This is a genomic window from Pseudooceanicola sp. (genome assembly GCF_029213205.1).
Lineage (GTDB): Bacteria > Pseudomonadota > Alphaproteobacteria > Rhodobacterales > Rhodobacteraceae > Pseudooceanicola.
The window spans coordinates 37,600-55,443 of sequence record NZ_JARGNH010000008.1 but is presented as its reverse complement, the minus strand read 5'-3'; the positions used below and the strand labels follow the sequence as shown (position 1 = coordinate 55,443).

18 protein-coding genes are annotated in these 17,844 nt (G+C 63.4%); 8 read left to right on the top strand and 10 right to left on the bottom strand.

The genetic code is table 11. The features are described from left to right. Positions 1-49: 49 nt before the first annotated feature. The 5 genes from P1U48_RS08470 to tkt form a co-directional block, all read right to left on the bottom strand. Positions 50-193, bottom strand: coding sequence for a hypothetical protein (locus P1U48_RS08470; RefSeq protein WP_301068517.1), 144 nt, complete (start codon positions 191-193; stop codon positions 50-52). Positions 194-309: 116 nt separating this feature from the next. Then, entirely contained in the window at positions 310-465 is a 156-nt protein-coding gene (locus tag P1U48_RS08465) for a hypothetical protein (protein ID WP_301068516.1), read from the bottom strand. Positions 466-572: 107 nt separating this feature from the next. After that, the gene (gene gap / locus P1U48_RS08460) at positions 573-1,574 is read right to left on the bottom strand and encodes a type I glyceraldehyde-3-phosphate dehydrogenase (RefSeq protein WP_301068515.1); all 1,002 of its coding nucleotides are present in this window, start codon (positions 1,572-1,574) and stop codon (positions 573-575) included. 191 nt (positions 1,575-1,765) lie between these two features. After that, the gene (locus tag P1U48_RS08455; RefSeq protein WP_301068514.1) at positions 1,766-2,704 is read right to left on the bottom strand and encodes a D-2-hydroxyacid dehydrogenase; all 939 of its coding nucleotides are present in this window, start codon (positions 2,702-2,704) and stop codon (positions 1,766-1,768) included. Positions 2,705-2,775: 71 nt separating this feature from the next. Beyond that, a complete protein-coding gene (gene tkt / locus P1U48_RS08450; RefSeq protein WP_301068513.1) occupies positions 2,776-4,791 on the bottom strand; it encodes a transketolase in 2,016 nt (671 codons plus the stop codon). A gap of 217 nt (positions 4,792-5,008) precedes the next feature. Between tkt and P1U48_RS08445 the strand changes: the two genes are divergently transcribed. Beyond that, a complete protein-coding gene (locus P1U48_RS08445) occupies positions 5,009-5,521 on the top strand; it encodes a hypothetical protein (protein WP_301068512.1) in 513 nt (170 codons plus the stop codon). Next, positions 5,521-5,919, top strand: a complete 399-nt coding sequence (locus P1U48_RS08440; RefSeq protein WP_301068511.1) for a cell division protein ZapA — start codon at positions 5,521-5,523, stop codon at positions 5,917-5,919. Before P1U48_RS08445 ends, P1U48_RS08440 begins: the two co-directional genes overlap by 1 nt. Positions 5,920-5,950: 31 nt before the next feature. On the opposite strand, the gene grxD is transcribed toward P1U48_RS08440, so the two are convergent. The 5 genes from grxD to P1U48_RS08415 all read right to left on the bottom strand — a co-directional run bounded on the left by grxD (position 5,951) and on the right by P1U48_RS08415 (position 10,637). After that, on the bottom strand, positions 5,951-6,310 hold the full coding sequence (gene grxD, locus P1U48_RS08435; protein ID WP_301068510.1) for a Grx4 family monothiol glutaredoxin: 360 nt from the start codon (positions 6,308-6,310) through the stop codon (positions 5,951-5,953). Positions 6,311-6,354: 44 nt separating this feature from the next. After that, positions 6,355-6,591, bottom strand: coding sequence for a BolA/IbaG family iron-sulfur metabolism protein (locus P1U48_RS08430; RefSeq protein ID WP_301068508.1), 237 nt, complete (start codon positions 6,589-6,591; stop codon positions 6,355-6,357). Positions 6,592-6,649: 58 nt separating this feature from the next. Beyond that, positions 6,650-7,180, bottom strand: coding sequence for a hypothetical protein (locus P1U48_RS08425; RefSeq protein WP_301068507.1), 531 nt, complete (start codon positions 7,178-7,180; stop codon positions 6,650-6,652). An 8-nt stretch (positions 7,181-7,188) separates the two neighbouring features. After that, positions 7,189-9,348, bottom strand: coding sequence for a phosphoribosylformylglycinamidine synthase subunit PurL (gene purL / locus P1U48_RS08420; protein ID WP_301068506.1), 2,160 nt, complete (start codon positions 9,346-9,348; stop codon positions 7,189-7,191). Between the two features lie 365 nt (positions 9,349-9,713). Further along, entirely contained in the window at positions 9,714-10,637 is a 924-nt protein-coding gene (locus P1U48_RS08415) for a LysR family transcriptional regulator (RefSeq protein ID WP_301068505.1), read from the bottom strand. Between the two features lie 168 nt (positions 10,638-10,805). On the opposite strand from P1U48_RS08415, the gene P1U48_RS08410 reads away from it, so the two are divergent. The 6 genes from P1U48_RS08410 (at position 10,806) to P1U48_RS08385 (ending at position 17,816) form a co-directional block, all read left to right on the top strand. Next, complete coding sequence (locus P1U48_RS08410) at positions 10,806-14,231, top strand: indolepyruvate ferredoxin oxidoreductase family protein (RefSeq protein ID WP_301068504.1); 3,426 nt, start codon at positions 10,806-10,808, stop codon at positions 14,229-14,231. A 102-nt stretch (positions 14,232-14,333) separates the two neighbouring features. Beyond that, complete coding sequence (locus P1U48_RS08405; protein ID WP_301068502.1) at positions 14,334-15,236, top strand: lysophospholipid acyltransferase family protein; 903 nt, start codon at positions 14,334-14,336, stop codon at positions 15,234-15,236. A 22-nt stretch (positions 15,237-15,258) separates the two neighbouring features. Beyond that, positions 15,259-16,071 (top strand): aspartate/glutamate racemase family protein, encoded by an 813-nt coding sequence (locus P1U48_RS08400; RefSeq protein ID WP_301068501.1) that lies wholly within the window; start codon positions 15,259-15,261, stop codon positions 16,069-16,071. Positions 16,072-16,143: 72 nt separating this feature from the next. Next, the gene (gene ccmE / locus P1U48_RS08395) at positions 16,144-16,596 is read left to right on the top strand and encodes a cytochrome c maturation protein CcmE (protein ID WP_301068499.1); all 453 of its coding nucleotides are present in this window, start codon (positions 16,144-16,146) and stop codon (positions 16,594-16,596) included. 48 nt (positions 16,597-16,644) lie between these two features. Further along, complete coding sequence (locus P1U48_RS08390) at positions 16,645-17,259, top strand: holin-associated N-acetylmuramidase (protein WP_301068498.1); 615 nt, start codon at positions 16,645-16,647, stop codon at positions 17,257-17,259. Next, complete coding sequence (locus tag P1U48_RS08385) at positions 17,250-17,816, top strand: holin family protein (RefSeq protein WP_301068496.1); 567 nt, start codon at positions 17,250-17,252, stop codon at positions 17,814-17,816. The genes P1U48_RS08390 and P1U48_RS08385 overlap by 10 nt, the downstream gene beginning before the upstream one ends. The last annotated feature ends 28 nt before the right edge of the window (positions 17,817-17,844 follow it).

Below are 17,844 nucleotides of genomic sequence, written 5' to 3'. Positions count from 1 at the left end.
TTCCCTGTGTCAGGTCTGGCATCGGCCCATGGCTGTCGCCTCGGCGCGTTCATCGCCAAAACGCGATCCATTCTACGAGATCTGCGAATTTCTTGGCGAGAAACAAGGTATTTGACCAACCAAAGACGAGGGCATCAATCCCCAACAAGAAGGCCAGGATCAAGCCCAGCGCGATGGCGATCTGATTGGTCATGGGTGGTCCGGCATTGCTGTGCAAGCGCTATGCACGAGCCGTGGAAACGGATCAACCCCGGCGGCCCGCCCGTGACAAGTTGACGTCAAGCTGCAACAGGGGAAACCGCGTTGGGTCTAGATCAAACGGCCCATTGCGGCGGCGGCGCGCAGCGCCTGGTTTACCTCTTCGATGCTGGTCGGGCGGCTGGCGACAAAGGTCAGATCGATGCCGACTGCCCGGTGCAGGGTTTGGGCCAGCGGTGCCTCGCCAGGATTGGTTGGCGCTAACATAGGCGGATTCTTCGATCCGTCAATCCTGTTGCCGGGACACCAGACAATAAAAGCGCCGCGCCCTTGCGGGGCGCGGCGCGGCATTTTGGAAATCGGTCTGGGTCAGCTCAGATCAGGCGGCCCATGACGGCGGCGACATCGGCCATCCGGCAGGAAAAGCCCCATTCGTTGTCATACCAGGCCAGTACCCGCACCAACCGGTTGCCGATCACCTTGGTCTGATCGGGGGCAAAGATCGAGCTGTACTCGGTATGGCAGAAATCAATCGAGACCTTGGGCTCGGGATCATAGGCCATCACCGTGCTCATGTTTCCGGCAACCGCTTCGGCCACCGCCGCATTGACCTCGTCGACGGTGACATCGCGCGCCGCCACAAAGGTCAGATCGACAGCCGAGACATTGGGGGTCGGCACCCGGATCGCGGATCCGTCGAGCTTGCCCTTAAGCTCGGGCAGCACCTCACCCAGGGCCTTGGCGGCACCGGTCGAGGTCGGGATCATCGACATCGCCGCGGCGCGGGCGCGGTAGAGATCGCTGTGGCGCCGGTCGAGCGTCGGCTGATCGCCGGTGTAGCTGTGGATCGTGGTCATGATGCCGCTCTCGATGCCAAAGGCCTCGTGCAGGATCTTGGCCAGTGGGGCCAGGCAATTGGTGGTGCAGGACCCGTTCGAGATCATCGTGTCATTGGCCGCCAGGTCGCGGTGATTGACCCCGAAAACGATGGTCTTTTGCACGTTCTTGGCGGGGGCTGAGATCAGCACCTTTTTGGCGCCGCGCTCAAGATGCACCTTGGCTTTTTCACCATCGTTGAATTTCCCGGTGCATTCCAGGACCACGTCACAACCGGACCAGTCCAGCTCTTCGGGGTTGTAGGTCGAAAACATTTGCATCGGGCCACGCCCGATATCCATGGAATTGCCTGTGGTGGTCACAGTGCCGCCAAAACGGCCATGCACGCTGTCATATTTCAACAGATGCGCGCTGGTCTCGATCGGGCCGGTGGCGTTGATTTTGACCACCTGCACGTCATTGCGCGCACTTTCTGCGATATGAGCCAGGGTGCTGCGGCCAATGCGGCCAAAGCCGTTGATGCCAAGGGTCACTGTCATTGCGGCGGCTCCTGCTTGGGAATGTTGGCTGGTCTATAGCCTGAAATCACTGCGAAGTTAACGGGGAAAGCGATGTTTTTTCAACGTGTTAGCGTTAACTTTCGGGGCGGCCCTGCCGGAGTCGTGCTGGTGGCGCTAACCTTGCAGCGGTGGCGGCGGCAGTGGCAGCGCCCACCGGGTGGGGGATTCGGTTAGCGGACCCGGTTGGTCAGCGCCGCAATGCCGCCCGTCGCCCAGGCGGTCAGGTTTGCCGCCACGATCGGGGCCGCCTGGGCCGCGTAACGGTCGGAAAGGCCGCCGACATGCGGGGTGATGATGACATTGGGCAGGTCCCAGAACGGGCTGTCCTGCGGCAGCGGTTCGACGCAAAACACATCGAGCCCGGCGCCGGCAATGCCTTCGTTGAGCAGCGCCTCGGCCAGCGCCGCCTCGTCGATCACCGGGCCGCGGCCCATCGAGATCAGATAGCCCGCAGGCCCCAGCGCCGTCAGCACCGCGGCATTGACGATGCCCCGGCTGCGGTCGCTCAACGGGGCGAGGATGCAGAGGAAATCCGCCTCGGCAGCGGCCTGTTCCAGCTCGGCATAGGGATAGATGCGGGTGACACCGGCCATGTCGCTGCGTCCGTCCGACACCCCGGTGATTTCAAGCCCGAAGGGCAGGGCCCGGGCCACCAGCGCCTCGGCAATCGCGCCAAGGCCGAGAACGCACAGGCGCTTGCCCACCAGGATCGGCTGCGGCCTGCGCCGCCATTTGTGACTGGCCTGATTGTCGATCATCCGGGGTAGATTGCGCGGCAGCGCCAGCATCATCAGGATCGCCAGCTCGGCCATCTGCGGCCCATGCGCGCCTGAGAGCGAGGTGACCGCGACGCCGTCGCGCAGGCCGGGCATCTCCAGGATATTGTCAGTCCCTGCAGACAGCGCCTGAATCCATTGCAGATCCGGCATCGCGTCAAGGACGGCAGGCGTCACCTCGCTGCCCAGGGTGATCAGCGTCGTCACCCCGTCGGCTTCGGCAATCGCCTGTTCGGGGCTGTGCACGCTCACAACCTCAAGATCAGGCAGCAGCAATTTGATTTCGCGCGTAAAACCTGACTCTTTGGGTGACAAGATCATGACGTTGGCCATCTGCGCTCCGCTCCTTCTGGATTGGGGCGCATCCTAACCGCTGCCCCGGGATGGTCCAGCGCGTAGGTGGCCTAGAGCAGCGATTTTACCTCTGTGGCAACCGCCTCGGCGGTGATCCCGAAATGCTCATAGAGCACCTCGGCCGGGGCCGATGCGCCAAAGCTGGTCATCCCGATGAATCCGGCCTTGGACGACCGTCCGCCTTCGCCGCAGAGCCAGCGGTCCCAGCCCTGGCGCACCCCGGCCTCGACCGCGACCCGCACCGGGCCTGCGGGCAGCACCCGGCGGCGGGTTTTCTCGTCCTGTGCCTCGAACAATTCCCAGCAGGGCATTGAAACCACCCGGGTGCCGATGCCTTCGGCCTGCAACAGATCCCGCGCGGCGAGCGCGATTTCGACCTCGGATCCGGTGGCCAGCAGGATCGCCTGGCGCTTGCCCTCGGATTCGGCCAGAACATAGGCGCCCTGCGCCACCAGATTGCGGTTCTTGTGTTCCTTGCGCACCGTCGGCAGGTTCTGCCGGGTCAGTGACAGCACCGAAGGGGTGCCGGTCTGGGTCAGCGCGATTTCCCAGGCCTCGGCGGTTTCCACCGTATCGGCGGGGCGGAACACCAGGGTGTTGGGGGTGGCGCGCGACATCGCCAGATGTTCGACCGGCTGGTGAGTCGGGCCGTCTTCGCCCAGGCCGATGCTGTCATGGGTCATCACATAGACCACCGGCTGACGCATCAGTGCCGACAGGCGCATCGCCGGGCGGGCGTAATCGGTGAAACACATGAAGGTGCCGGAATAGGGCCGGATGCCGCCGTGCAGCGCCATGCCGTTCATCGCCGAGGCCATGCCGTGTTCACGGATGCCCCAATGGACAAAGCGGCCCTTGCGGTTGTCAGTGTCAAAGATCCCGAGATCGCCGGTCAGAGTGTTGTTCGATCCGGTCAGATCGGCGGATCCGCCCACGGTTTCCGGCAGCACCGGGTTCACCACCTCAAGCACCAGTTCCGAGCTTTTGCGCGTCGCCATCTTGGGCTGCCCGAGCGAGGCCTGTTTCTTCAACGCGCGGATCACCGAGGCCAGCTTGTTCGGCACTTCGCCGGCAAAGACGCGGTTGATCTCGGCCTGGCGACGGTCGGACAAGCCGCCAAAGCGCTCCTCCCAGGCAAAGCGTTCGGCAGCGCTGCGGCGCCCGGCTTCTTCCCAGCTGGATTTGATGTCTTTGGGGATGTCGAACGGCCCGGCGGTCCAGCCATAGGCCTTGCGGGCGTCGGCGATCAGCTTGGGGTCGGTCAACGCGCCGTGACCTTTTGAGGTGTCCTGCGCCGAAGATCCGATGGCGATATGGGTCTTGCAGGCGATCATCGACGGTTTGTTGGTGTTCTTCGCGGCCGTAATGGCGGCGTCAATGGCGTCGGGATCGTGGCCATCCACCTCTTGCACATGCCAGCCCGAGGCGCGAAAGCGCTGCACCTGGTCGGTGCGGTCCGAAAGATCGACCTTGCCGTCAATGGTGATGCCGTTGTTGTCCCAGAACAGGATAAGCCTGGACAGATCATGGCGTCCGGCAAGGCCAATCGCCTCCTGGCTGATGCCCTCCATCAGGCAACCGTCCCCGGCGATGACATAGGTGTGGTGATCCATCACCTTCTTGCCATAGCGGGCGCGCAGCATCTCTTCGGCCATGGCAAAACCGACGGAATTGGCGATGCCCTGACCCAGCGGCCCGGTCGTCGTTTCGATGCCCTGGGCGAGGAAGTTTTCCGGGTGGCCGGCGGTGCGGGCGCCCAATTGGCGGAAATTCTTGATTTCCTCGATCGGGAATTGCTCATAGCCAGTCAGGTGTAGCAGCGAATAGAGCAGCATCGACCCATGGCCCGCCGACAGGATGAACCGGTCGCGGTCGATCCAGTTCGGCGCCGCGGCGTCGAATTTCAGATGTTTGGTAAACAGCACGGTGGCGACATCGGCCATGCCCATCGGCATGCCGGAATGGCCGGAATTTGCGGCGGCGACAGCGTCCAGCGTCAGCACGCGGATGGCGCAGGCCAGTTTCCAATGATCGGGATGGGCGGTGCGCAGGGCAGCGATGTCCATGGTCGCAATCCTTTGTGGCGAAAGGGGCAGCAGATACACCGCTGATAGCAGCCGGGTGGCGAAGTTCAAGGGCGGCGGACCGGGGGTGGCGGAAAACCTGGCGACGCCTTGCCATTGGGAAATGGCGAAACCATTGGATAGACTGGGGCAAAGCGCCGATGCGCGGCGATTCGCCGGGCGGTTTTGGCGCAGGCGGGAACCAGACAAGGATCAAGGCATGAGTGAAAGCGAAGCGCATCTTGACGAATTGCAGGGCCGGATACAGACGGCGCTGGACCGGATTGGGGATGCGGTGGCTGGCATCGACAGTGCCAAAGCCGCTGCGCCGCAGGTCGACCCGGCTGCCCTGATGGCGCTGCAACAGGCGCTTGAGAGCGAAAAACTGGCCAACGCACAGCTGGAGGAACGGTTGCGCACCCTGAAGGCGCGTCAGGAAGACGCCGCCAATCAGACCGACCGGGCGTTGGCCGATCAGCGTGCCGCAATGGTGCAGCTGGATCAGGATTTGCAGCGGCTGCGGATGGCCAATGATCAGCTGCGCGACAGCAACCGCGCCCTGCGCGAGGCCAATGAAACGGGTGTCGGCGAGCCGGATCTGATCAACAGCGCGATGCAGGCCGAGCTTGACGCGCTGCGCGCCGCCCGTTCGGTGGACCGCAGCGAGGCCGATGCCATTGTCACCGCTCTGGTGCCGCTGGTGGCCAATGGCGCATCCGGGGGGGATCACTGATGCCGGAAATCGAAATCACCATTGGCGGACGTCAATTCGAAGTCGCCTGCGCCGAGGGCGAAGAGCATTACCTGCTGAGCGCTGCCAAGATGCTGGACACCGAGGCGACCGCTCTGGCGGATCAGATCGGTCGGGTGCCTGAGGGCCGGATGCTGCTGATGGCGGGGCTGATGCTGGCTGACCGCACCGCCGGGCTGGAGGACAAGCAGCGCGAATCCCAGCGCGACCTGGAGGCGCTGCGGGCCGAGATCGAGACGCTGAAATCGGCCCCGGCGCCGGCGCCGCAGCGGATCGAGGTGCCGGTGGTGCCGACCCGGGTCACCGATACGCTGGCCGAACTGGCCGCGCGGGCGGAATCGCTGGCCGCCTCACTTGAGGAAAAGGCGCAGCCGGGCTGAACCCCGACCGCGCCTGTTCAATTTTCTGACTTCAGCCGTTGGCGGCGCGGATCTTTTCCGCGGCGTCCTTGTTGAACTGGATGCCATTGGTTTCGAACAGCTGATCCAGCTCACCCGAGAGGGTCATTTCGGTTATGATGTCGCAGCCGCCGACGAATTCGCCTTTGACATAAAGCTGCGGGATCGTCGGCCAGTCGGAATAGTCCTTGATCCCCTGGCGGATGCCTTCGTCGGCCAGGACGTTCACATCGGCGTATTCGACGCCCATGTAATTCAGCACGCCCGCGACGCGGCTGGAGAATCCGCATTGCGGCATCTCTTTGGTGCCCTTCATGAACAGGACGACGTCGCTGGTGGTGACTGTGTCTTTGATCTGATCTGTGGTGCTCATCTGATGTTCCTTGGTCATGGACCGGACCGCGAGGCGGCGAACGGTCAGTCGGGGGCTTTGGTGGTCAGGGCGAGGGCGTGCAAATCGCCCTGCGATCCGTCCATCTTGCCTTTCAGCGCGGCATAGACCGCGCGCTGCTGCTGGACCCGGTTGATGCCGCGAAAGCTTTCGTCGATCACCTGGGCCGAGAAATGTGCGCCGTCGTCGCCTTCGACCAGAATCTGGGCGTGGGGAAAGGCGTCGCGGATCAGATCTTCGATGTCTTGCGCCGTGATGGCCATGTGCGGCTCCGTTTCTGTCTGGCTCAGATGTATGACGCGGATGCGCGCGGGGCAAGGGTCACTGCGGCGCCAGATGATCCCGCAACCCGCGCAAGAAGTCGCGCACCGCGCCCGGCAACGGGCCGGTGGCCAGGCTGTCGGCCTCGGCCGGGGTCATCGTCTCTGGGCAGATCTGGGTCAACAGCGCCAGCCGCCGCGCCTCGACCGATGCCGGCAGCGTCAGACCTGCAGCGGTGTCGAGCAGGGCGATCAGCTCGTGCAGGCGGCGCAGATGCGCGAAAGTGTCCAGCATCGGCGCCAGACGCGTCGGATCGTCCTGCCAGCTGATCCCGGAATAGAGCGCCAGGGTGCGCTGCCCGGCGCCGACGCAATCATAGGCGGCGCAGCCGGAAAATCCCTGATCCCCCAGCTTGTCGTGAATCCGGCAGGCGTGACCGGCGAGGTTGGGACAGGCCTGACCCGCCGGTTTGTCGATGGCAAAGCTGTTGCCACGGTCAAACGCCAGCCCGACACAGCAGAGCGCGGCGCAGGCCGAACAATCGGCCTTCAGTTCCGGCAGGCTGAGGACAGGATCGGTTCCGGCAGCCATCGCGGCGCTCAGCCCAGCCGCGCCTCAAAGGTGCCGCGAAACAATGTGGCAAGCTCGGCCAGCGGCGCGGCGCTGTCGCCGAACTGGACCATCTCGCCGCCAAAGCGGCCGATATGGGCAATCGGCACCCCGGCCTGGCCGGCGGCGACCATCAGCGCCTCGGCCTGGTCGAAGTCGCAGGCGATCAGATAGCGCGCCTGATCTTCGCCAAACAGCTCGGCTGTGGTGGTGGCTTCGATCTTCAGGCCAATGCCTGCGGTTTCAGCCATTTCAAAGGCGGCAAGCGCCAGCCCGCCGTCGCTGAGATCGGTGCAGGCGTGGATCAACTGGTGATTTTCCCGGATGAAGCTGCCATGCCGCTTTTCCGCGATCAGATCGACCGGTGGCGCGTCGCCCTCGGTGCGGCCAAAGGCTTCGGCCAGCAGCGCCGATTGGCCGAGATGGCCAGCGGTGTCGCCGATCAGCAGCAGCATCTGGCCATCCCGTGCCACGCCGGTGATTGCATCGGCGGTATCGGCGATCAGCCCAACCGCACCGATTGTCGGAGTCGGCAGGATCCCGGTGCCATCGGTTTCGTTGTAGAGCGAGACATTGCCGGACACGATCGGCACATCCAGGGCCGCGACCGCCAGGCCGATGCCCTGAATGGCGCCGACGAATTGGCCCATGATCTCGGGTCTTTCGGGGTTGCCGAAGTTGAGGTTGTCAGTGGTCGCCAGCGGCAGGGCGCCGACCGCACAGAGGTTGCGATAGGCCTCGGCCACGGCCTGTTTGCCGCCCTCAACCGGGTTCGCCATGACGTAGCGCGGGGTGACATCGCTGGTAAAGGCCAGCGCCTTGGTGGTGCCATGCACCCGGACGATGCCCGCGCCGAGACCCGGAATGCGCATCGTGTCGGCCATCACCATGGTGTCATATTGTTCATAGACCCATTGCTTGGCGGTGTAGTTGAGCGATCCGATCAGGGCGCGCAGCCCATCGATCGGGTCGATCTGCGGCACGTCGGTCAGCGCCGCCGCCGATGGAGCCGGGATATGCGGGCGGTCGTATTCCGGCGCATTGCCCGACAAGGCGCGCAGCGGCAGATCGGCGCGAACTTCGCCCTTATGCACGATCAGGAACCGGTCCTCGGGGAGGGTTTCGCCGACAATGGCGAAGTCGAGATCCCATTTGTCGAACACCGCCCGCGCCTCGGCCTCTTTGTCCGGGTTCAGGACCATCAGCATCCGTTCCTGGGATTCCGACAGCATCATCTCGTAGGCGGTCATATTCTCTTCGCGGCAGGGCACATCGTCGAGGTTCAGCCTGACCCCCAACTGGCCCTTGTCGCCCATCTCGACCGCCGAACAGGTCAGCCCGGCGGCGCCCATGTCCTGGATCGAGATCACGGCGCCGGTCTGCATCAGCTCAAGACAGGCCTCCATCAGCCGTTTTTCGGTGAACGGATCGCCGACCTGCACCGTGGGGCGCTTTTCCTCGATGGTGTCGTCGAATTCAGCCGAGGCCATGGTGGCGCCGCCGACGCCGTCACGCCCGGTCTTGGCACCGAGATAGACCACCGGCATGCCGACGCCGGAGGCGGCGGAGTAGAAAATGCTGTCGGTGTCGGCCAGACCGGCGGCAAAGGCATTGACCAGGCAATTGCCGTTATAGGCCGGATCGAACCGGACCTCGCCACCCACCGTGGGAACGCCAAAGCAATTGCCATAGCCGCCGACGCCTTCGACCACGCCATGCACCAACTGCCGGGTCTTGGGGTGATCCGGGCTGCCAAAGGACAGCGAATTCATCGCGGCAATCGGTCGGGCACCCATGGTAAAGACGTCACGCAGAATGCCGCCGACACCGGTGGCGGCGCCCTGATAGGGCTCGATATAGGAGGGGTGGTTGTGGCTTTCCATCTTGAACACCACCGCCTGACCATCGCCGATATCGACCACGCCGGCATTCTCACCAGGGCCGCAGATCACCTGCGGACCCGTCGTGGGCAGGGTGCGCAGCCATTTCTTTGACGATTTATAGGAGCAATGTTCGTTCCACATCGCCGAAAAAATGCCGAGTTCGGTGAAGGTCGGGTCGCGGTTGAGAATGCGCAGGATCTCGGCGTATTCGTCGGGCTTGATGCCGTGTGCGGCGATCAGCTCGGACGTGATCTGCGGATCCTGCATGGTGTTCCCCCGGTTCGATCTTTGGCCCCCCTTTACGACAGAGCAACAAAGGGGGGAAGGGGCGCGGGCGATCCTGGCGTAAAAAGGCGGGAAACATATCGGCCGGTCGCGGGGGTGTCATCTGCGGATGTCAGATTTGGCGGGCAAGGTTTCGCCGGATCGCGCCCATGCTGCACCTGCAGAAGGCCGTGGGCAAAAAAAAGGCCGGGTACTAAACCCGGCCTAGTCCAACAGGGAGGTATGAAGATGATGCGCCCGAAGGCAGAACCATCGCCATGAGCCCAATTAAGTGTCGATTTAGAATCGTTCAAGAACCTTTTTGCCGCAGCTGCAACATGCCCGCCATGCGTTGCCCACATGCCTCATCAAGTTGTGCTGTTGCTGGACTCCTCGCCTCTATCCCGAATACGGCGACGATGGGCGATGACTTCTTCCTGCACGAAGTCGCGAAACGCGGCGATACGCTTGGAATGACGCAGCTCTTCGGGGAAGGCGATGAACACCGGCACTTCGTTGGATTCAATATCCGGCAGGACCCGTTCCAGCAGCGGGAAATCCTCGATCAGGTAATCCGGTAACACGCCGATTCCGAGGTTTGAAATCACCCCCTGCAGCACTCCGAAATAGTTGTTCACAGTCAGCAGGGATCGCACATCCTGGCTCAGCAATTGCGCCACCAGACCGGCCCCGGCAGCAACCTGCGCGGCGGAGGGATTCTGGCAGATCAACCGGTGGCCGCTGATGTCTTCTATCTGCTCGGGGCGGCCATGCTCTTGCAGATATGCGGGGCTGGCATAGCAGCGCATCCGCACCGACATCAGCCGCTTGCGGATCAGGTCGGCCTGGCTCGGCTCTTTCATCCGGATGGCGACATCGGCCTCGCGCATTGGCAGGTCGAGAACCCGTTCCTCGAGCATCAGATCGATCTTGAGGTCGGGAAAGCGTTCGTAAAGCTTGAACAACCGCGGCGCCAGCCAGAGTGAGCCGAAACCAATGGTGGTGGTCACCCGCAATTCGCCAAACACCTCTTCTTCGCTGTCGCGAATGCGGGCGGTGGCGCTGTCCAGTCGTTTGGCCATCGCCCGGGTGGCGTCAAACAGCAATTCGCCCTGTTCGGTGAGAATCAGTCCGCGCGCGTGGCGGTGAAACAGAGTGGTGTTCAGCGATTCCTCAAGCGCGCGAATCTGCCGCGATACCGCAGATTGCGACAGATGCAGCGCCTCACCCGCATGGGTAAGGCTGCCGGCATCGGCGACCGCGTGAAATATTCTTAATTTATCCCAATCCATCTCAGCAACTTTCCGGTCGCTCTGGTCTGGATGAACGACATAGATATGCCCTGTAACGAAAACCTTGCGTCCCGGGTAGGGGGCAGTGGGAAAATTGCGTTCTAGGTCATATCTTGTGACCTTTTTTTGCGCTACACTTGATTCTGCGTCGACAGGGAGGACACGCACATGACAGCCCCCCGTATCACTTTGGATGACCGGTTCGATCTGGAAAAATCGCCGGTGCTGTTGAATGGAACCCAGGCGCTGGTGCGCCTGATGTTGACGCAAAAGGCCCGCGACCGTGCCGCCGGGTTGAACACCGCAGGCTATGTGACCGGCTATCGCGGCTCACCTCTGGGCGCGGTGGACATGCAGATGAACCGGGCGGCGAAATGGCTGACGGCGGCGGATGTGCGGTTTGAGGAAGGGTTGAACGAGGATCTGGCGGCCACCGCGCTCTGGGGCACGCAGCAGGCCGAAATCCGTGGTGAGGGGCGCTTCGACGGCGTCTTTGGCCTCTGGTATGGCAAGGGGCCGGGGGTGGACCGGTCGGGCGATGTGATGCGTCACGCCAATATGGCGGGGTCGTCGAAACATGGCGGCGTGCTGATGGCGATGGGCGATGACCACACCGGCGAAAGCTCGACCGTGCTGCATCAATCGGAATGGGCGCTGGTCGATGCCTATATGCCGGTGGTCAGCCCGGCGGGGGTGCAGGAGATTATTGATTACGGCATCTATGGCTATGCCTTGTCGCGGTTTTCCGGGCTTTGGGTCGGGTTGAAGACGATGAAGGACACGATCGAGGCGACCTCGGTTGTTGATGGCGATCCGAACCGGATGTCGCTGATCACCCCGGATTTCCCGATGCCCGAAGGCGGGTTGAACATCCGTCTGGTCGACACCCCGCATGAGCAAGAAACCCGGATGATCGACTACAAACGCTTTGCCGCCGAGGCGTTTTCGCATACCAATGGCATCGACAAACGGGTCTGGGGCAAAGCGGGTGCCAAGATCGGTTTTGTCAGTGCTGGCAAGAACTGGCTCGACCTGATGCATGCGCTGGCGCTGCTGGGCATCGATGCCGCCGAGGCCGAGCGTCTGGGCGTCACCACCTACAAGGTCGGCCAGGTGTTTCCGCTGGATATGTCCGGGTTCCATGATTGGGCCGAGGGGCTGGACCTGATCGTGGTGGTCGAGGAAAAGCGCAAGCTGATCGAGGTGCAGATCAAGGAGGCGATCTTTGACGACCGTCGCGGTCGCCGCGTCTATGGCTGGTACAAGGGCGGGGCCGGCGGCATCCACCGCGAGGAACTGTTTCCGACGCGCGGGGCGCTGGATCCGGTCTGGATTGCCGAAAAGCTCGGCGGGATTCTGATCGAAGAGGGGCGCGACACCGACCGGATCAAGGCGGGCCTTGCCGGGCTGAGCGAGGCACGGCGCAATGACAATGTGCAGGAAATCGCCGCTCGGCTTCCCTATTTCTGCTCGGGCTGTCCGCATAACAGCTCTACCAAGCTGCCCGAAGGCAGCCGCGCCTATGCCGGGATCGGCTGTCACTACATGGTGCAATGGATGGACCGGGACACGCTGGGAACGACCCATATGGGCGGCGAGGGCGCCAACTGGATCGGCGAGGCGCGGTTTTCGACCACCGAGCATGTGTTCCAGAACCTCGGCGACGGCACCTATAATCATTCCGGCATTCAAGCGATCCGCGCGGCTTTGGCGTCTGGGGTGAACATCACCTACAAGATCCTGTTCAATGACGCGGTGGCGATGACCGGCGGGCAAAAGAACGAGGGGGGGCTGTCGGCGGCGCGGGTGGCCGAAGAACTGACCGGGATCGGGATCAAGGAGATCGCGGTCGTCTATGACGAAAAAGAAGAACCTCGGCGCGAGGATTTTCCGAAATCGGTCAGTTGGCATGAACGGGCCGAGCTCGATTCTGTGCAGCGGCGGCTGCGCCAGGTCGACGGGGTGTCGGTGATCATCTATGTGCAGACCTGCGCCGCTGAAAAACGCCGCCGCCGCAAACGTGGCAGTTTCCCCGATCCGGACCGGCGGGTGTTCATCAACACCGACATCTGCGAAGGCTGCGGCGATTGCGGGGTGCAATCGAACTGCGTGTCGATCGTGCCGGTGGACACTGATCTGGGCCGCAAGCGGGCCATCGACCAAAGCTCGTGCAACAAGGATTTTTCTTGCCTCAAAGGGTTTTGCCCGTCTTTCGTCACCCTTGAGGGGGCGGAGATCCGGCGCGACACCGTCGCCTTGACCGACCTTGATCTGCCGCATCTTCCGGCCCCGGTCCTGCCGCGTATCGACGGCACCTGGAACGTGGTCATCACCGGGGTCGGTGGCACCGGCGTGGTCACCATCGGTGCGGTGCTGGCGCAGGCGGCGCAGATCGATGGCAAGGGGGCCGGGATGATGGAAATGGCCGGGCTGGCGCAAAAGGGCGGCGCGGTGCACATCCATGTGCGGCTGGCCGAGCGACCCGACGACATCAACGCGATCCGGGTCGCCACCGGCGAGGCGGATGCGCTGATCGGCGGCGATCTGGTGGTCAGCGCCGGGGCGAAAACCCTGGGCCTGACCAAGACCGGGCGCACCGGCGCGGTGGTCAACGCCCATGAAATCATCACCGGGGACTTCACCCGAGACACGGAATTTTCGTTGCCTTCCGAACGCTTGACCCTGCAACTTCAGGCAAGACTTCAGGATAAGGTGACGCTGTTTGATGCCAGCGAACTGGCGCGGGTGACGCTGGGCGACAGCATCTATTCCAACATGATGATCTTTGGCGCGGCCTGGCAGATGGGGCTGATCCCACTGCCACATGCGGCGATTTCGCAGGCCATCGAACTCAACGGCACGGCGGTGGACAAGAACCTGCGCGCCTTTGAAATTGGCCGCTGGGCCTGCCTGCATGTCGATGCCGCGGCTGAGGTATCGGCCGCCGGTCCGGTCGAGAAACCGAAAAGCCTGGCCGCGCAGATCGACCTGCGCGCGGATCACCTGACCGGCTATCAGAACGCTGCGCTGGCGGCGAAATACCGCGCGCTTGTCGATCCAATCACCGATCCGCGCCTGCGCGAGGCGGTCGCCAAGGGTTATCACAAGCTGCTCAGCTACAAGGATGAATATGAGGTCGCCCGGCTGCATGGCGAAACCCGGGCCAAGGCCGAGGCGCAGTTTGGTGGCGATTTCAAAGTGAAATATCACCTGGCGCCGCCGATGCTGGGTGGCAAGGCAGCAGACGGGCGCCCGGCCAAGCGCGAATTCGGTGCCTGGATGGGGGGGCTGCTGCGGTTGCTGACGCGGTTCAAGGCCCTGCGCGGCACCGCGTTTGATCCGTTCGGGCGCAGCGTCGAGCGGCGCATGGAACGGGCGCTGATCGCGGAATATGAGGCGGATATGGCCGAGGTTCTGGCCAATGTCGACGCGGCGACGCTGGAAACCGCGATTTCGCTGGCGGAGCTGCCGCTCAGCATTCGCGGCTTTGGCCCGGTGAAACAGGGCAATGCCACGCGCGCCGCCGCCAGCCGCGCGGCGCTGTTGGCGACATTTCGCGCCGGTGGGCCGGGGCAGAGGGTGGCGGCGGAATAATTGTCAGGTTGAGGTCATATCAACTGGATCGACCGGCGCGGCGGGTTTAGACAGCGCTGAACCCAGAGTTGAGCATTGAGCAGACGCGCAGATCCGGACTCCATGAGCGCCACCTCCACCCAACCGCCACGGGACATCACCCGTGAACTCTCTTATTCCCATTCCGGCGCGACGCGGATGTCGCGCACGGTCATCCGGACGTTGGAAAACGTCACCGGGCGGCTGGCGCTGATCCGGCGCGCGGCCGGCTATGAGGAGGAGGTGGCGGCGGGGCGCGATTTCTGGACAGTGATGATGGAGCGCTACGGGCTGCAACTCGACGTGATCGGCGGGGCGCTTTCCAACATTCCCAGAACCGGGCCGCTGGTGCTGATCGCCAACCATCCTTACGGGATCCTGGACGGGCTGATCCTCGGCCATATCCTGCGTGAAGCCCGCGGCGATTTCCGGATTCTGGCCAATCAGGTGTTCCGCAAATCCGAGGATTTGAACCGGATTATCCTGCCGATTGATTTCGACGACACCAAAGCGGCACGGGCGGTGAATATCGCCACACGGAAAACCGCGCTCAGCTATCTGGCGCAGGGCGGGGCGATTGGGGTGTTTCCCGGTGGCACCGTCTCGACCGCGACCAAGCCGTTTTCGCCGCCAATGGATCCGGGCTGGCGCAGTTTTACCGCGCGGATGATCGCCAAATCGGGTGCGCAGGTGGTTCCGGTCTATTTCGAGGGCCGCAATTCGCGGCTGTTCCAGGTCGCCAGCCATGTCCATTACACCCTGCGCCTGGGCCTGCTGCTGAAGGAATTCCGGGCCCGCACCGACACCCCGGTGCGGGTGGTGATCGGCACCCCGATTCCACCGGATCAGATCGCCGCTCGCGCCCGGGATTCGCGGGCGTTGATGGATTATCTGCGCCGGGCCACCTATTTGCTGTCACCGGCGCCGCTGAAATCGCTGGATTACGGCTTTGAATTCGAGGAAAAGCACCGGACGCCCCCGATCTGAGGGGCGATTTGCGGAGGCTGACATGGCGGTTGGGGTATTTGATTCGGGGCTTGGCGGGCTGACGGTGCTGGACGCCGTGGCGGCGCATATGCCTGACCTGCCGCTGATCTATTTCGGCGACAACGCCCATGCGCCCTATGGTGTCCGCGATGCCAATGACATCTATGAGCTGACCACCGCCGCCGTCGCCAATATGTTCGAGCGTGGCTGCAACCTGGTGATCCTGGCCTGCAACACCGCCAGCGCCTCGGCCCTGCGGCGGATGCAGGAAAGCTGGGTGCCGCGTGACAAGCGGGTGCTGGGCGTCATGGTGCCGCTGATCGAGGCGCTGACCGAACGGCAATGGGGTGACAATTCCCCGCCGCGCGAGGTCGCGGTGAAACATACGGCGCTGTTCGCCACCCCCGCCACCGTCGCCAGCCGCGCATTTCAGCGCGAATTGGCGTTTCGCGCCATCGGCGTGGATGTCGAGGCGCAGGCCTGCGGCGGCGTCGTCGATGCGATCGAGGATGGCGACATGATTCTGGCCGATGCGCTGGTACGCAGCCATGTCGATGCGTTGAAGCGCAAGATGCCGAACCCGCAGGCGGCGATCCTGGGCTGCACCCATTACCCGCTGATGGAGCAGGTGTTTCAGGAGGCGCTTGGCGCCGAGGTGACGGTGTTTTCGCAGGCCAAACTGGTCGCGGCCTCGCTTGAGGATTATCTGAACCGGCACCCGCATATGCGTGGCAGTGGCGACGAGAGCCTGTTTCTGACCACCGGCGATCCGGCTCGGGTGTCGCAGCGGGCAACACAATTCCTGCGTCGGCCGATCACTTTTGTTGCAGCCTGATGGACGCAGATCAATGTGGTGCCTATCTGAGGTCTGCTATCGTTCTGGCAGAAAGCAACTGGTGAGGATCCGATGAAGGGGCTGAAAAAGAAACGTCGCATCCAGATCATCGCGCTGGCCGCTCTGGCGCTGGCGGTGTCGACGGCGCTGATCGGCTATGGGATGCGCGATGGCATCAACTTCTTTCGCTCGCCCAGTCAGGTGCTGGCCGAACCGCCGCGGGCGGATGAGGTGTTTCGTATTGGCGGGTTGGTCGAGGACGGGTCTCTGGCGCGCGGGCAGGGTGAGGTGATCCGCTTTCGGGTAACCGATGGCGGCGCCACCGTTCCGGTCAGCTATCGCGGGGTCCTGCCGGATTTGTTTGGCGAGAATCAGGGGATGATCGGCACTGGGCGCTATGTCGGCGGGGTGTTTGAAGCCTCGGAAATTCTGGCCAAGCATGACGAAAGCTATATGCCGAAAGAGGTCATCGACGCCTTGAAAGAGCAGAATGTCTATAAGGCAGCGGACGGCGGCGAAGGCTGACGTTAACCAATCCGACCGGAGTCTGCCCCCGCAATCTGGGGGTGCATCATGACGGATCAGGTCCGAAAAATTGCCGAAGATATCGTCGCCCGCGAAGGCGGCTATGTAAACGATCCTGACGATCCGGGCGGGGCGACCAATTGGGGCGTGACCATTCACACGATGCGCCGCCTGCGGCTGGATCTGAACGGCGACGGCGCGATCAGCCCCGCAGATGTGCAGCAGCTCAGCCGCGACCAGGCGATCGATATCTTTCTCGATCAGTATTTTCGTCGTTCGCGCATCGCTGACCTGCCCGAGCCCCTCTGGGCGAGTGTGTTTGACATGTATGTCAATGCCGGTGGCAATGCGGTCAAGATCCTGCAACGCCTGCTGTCTGATATGGGCTGGCCGCTGAACGCTGATGGCGCCATTGGCCCGCAGACCATCCGCGCCGCCGCCGCCGCCGCCGAGACCGCACCGGACCATCTGGTCGATGCCTATGGCATCGCGCGGCGCAATTATTACTTCCGCTTGGCAGATCAACGCCCGGCCAGCCGCAAATACGCGATCACCCGGGCCGGTGGCAAAGGCGGCTGGATCAAGCGGGCCGAAGAGTTCATCGCGCCGCGGTTCCATCTGGACGCGGCGGCATTTCGCGAAAGGGTGTCGGCATGGGGATGATCGAACGGGTTCTGACCCTGATGTTCGGCGGTGGCGCCAATCTGCTGCGCGACACCGCCGAGGTGTTTCACGAAAACGCCGAGGCCGGGGCGGCGCGCGATCACGCCCGCGCCGAGGCGGCGCTGAGCCAGTTTTCAGCGGAATTCGGCCAGTGCCGCAGCCGCTTCGATGTGCTGATCGACGGCATCAACCGGTTGCCGCGTCCGCTGCTGGCGCTCGGCACCATCGGGCTGATCGTTGCGGCGATGATCGATCCCATCTGGTTTGCCGAACGGATGCAGGGGCTGGCGCTGGTGCCCGAGGCGCTGTGGTGGTTGATGGGGGCGGTCGTCAGCTTTTATTTCGGCGCGAGGCATCAGTTGAAGAACCAGCAATTTCAACGCGATGTCACCGCCAATATGGCCCGGGTGCCGCAGGTCGTCGCCAATATCGACGCGCTGCGCGACCTGCGCGCCGACAGCCCCGGCGTGGCGGCAGCGCCGCTGGCAGTGGCGAGCATGGCGGTGGATGCCAATCCGGCGCTGGAGGAATGGCGCCGCCAGAGGGCGGTCGCCTGAGGTCCGCCCGGCGGTCCCCCGACAAAGT

Excerpts from the sequence above, each read along its gene's own strand:
- P1U48_RS08415 (WP_301068505.1), bottom strand. The coding sequence starts at position 10,637 with ATGGATTGGGATAAATTAAGAATATTTCACGCGGTCGCCGATGCCGGC.
- P1U48_RS08440 (WP_301068511.1), top strand. The coding sequence starts at position 5,521 with ATGCCGGAAATCGAAATCACCATTGGCGGACGTCAATTCGAAGTCGCC.
- purL (WP_301068506.1), bottom strand. The coding sequence starts at position 9,348 with ATGCAGGATCCGCAGATCACGTCCGAGCTGATCGCCGCACACGGCATC.
- P1U48_RS08470 (WP_301068517.1), bottom strand. The coding sequence starts at position 193 with ATGACCAATCAGATCGCCATCGCGCTGGGCTTGATCCTGGCCTTCTTG.
- grxD (WP_301068510.1), bottom strand. The coding sequence starts at position 6,310 with ATGAGCACCACAGATCAGATCAAAGACACAGTCACCACCAGCGACGTC.
- ccmE (WP_301068499.1), top strand. The coding sequence starts at position 16,144 with ATGAAGGGGCTGAAAAAGAAACGTCGCATCCAGATCATCGCGCTGGCC.
- P1U48_RS08445 (WP_301068512.1), top strand. The coding sequence starts at position 5,009 with ATGAGTGAAAGCGAAGCGCATCTTGACGAATTGCAGGGCCGGATACAG.
- P1U48_RS08385 (WP_301068496.1), top strand. The coding sequence starts at position 17,250 with ATGGGGATGATCGAACGGGTTCTGACCCTGATGTTCGGCGGTGGCGCC.
- P1U48_RS08390 (WP_301068498.1), top strand. The coding sequence starts at position 16,645 with ATGACGGATCAGGTCCGAAAAATTGCCGAAGATATCGTCGCCCGCGAA.
- P1U48_RS08425 (WP_301068507.1), bottom strand. The coding sequence starts at position 7,180 with ATGGCTGCCGGAACCGATCCTGTCCTCAGCCTGCCGGAACTGAAGGCC.
- P1U48_RS08465 (WP_301068516.1), bottom strand. The coding sequence starts at position 465 with ATGTTAGCGCCAACCAATCCTGGCGAGGCACCGCTGGCCCAAACCCTG.
- gap (WP_301068515.1), bottom strand. The coding sequence starts at position 1,574 with ATGACAGTGACCCTTGGCATCAACGGCTTTGGCCGCATTGGCCGCAGC.
- tkt (WP_301068513.1), bottom strand. The coding sequence starts at position 4,791 with ATGGACATCGCTGCCCTGCGCACCGCCCATCCCGATCATTGGAAACTG.
- P1U48_RS08405 (WP_301068502.1), top strand. The coding sequence starts at position 14,334 with ATGAGCGCCACCTCCACCCAACCGCCACGGGACATCACCCGTGAACTC.
- P1U48_RS08455 (WP_301068514.1), bottom strand. The coding sequence starts at position 2,704 with ATGGCCAACGTCATGATCTTGTCACCCAAAGAGTCAGGTTTTACGCGC.
- P1U48_RS08410 (WP_301068504.1), top strand. The coding sequence starts at position 10,806 with ATGACAGCCCCCCGTATCACTTTGGATGACCGGTTCGATCTGGAAAAA.
- P1U48_RS08400 (WP_301068501.1), top strand. The coding sequence starts at position 15,259 with ATGGCGGTTGGGGTATTTGATTCGGGGCTTGGCGGGCTGACGGTGCTG.
- P1U48_RS08430 (WP_301068508.1), bottom strand. The coding sequence starts at position 6,591 with ATGGCCATCACGGCGCAAGACATCGAAGATCTGATCCGCGACGCCTTT.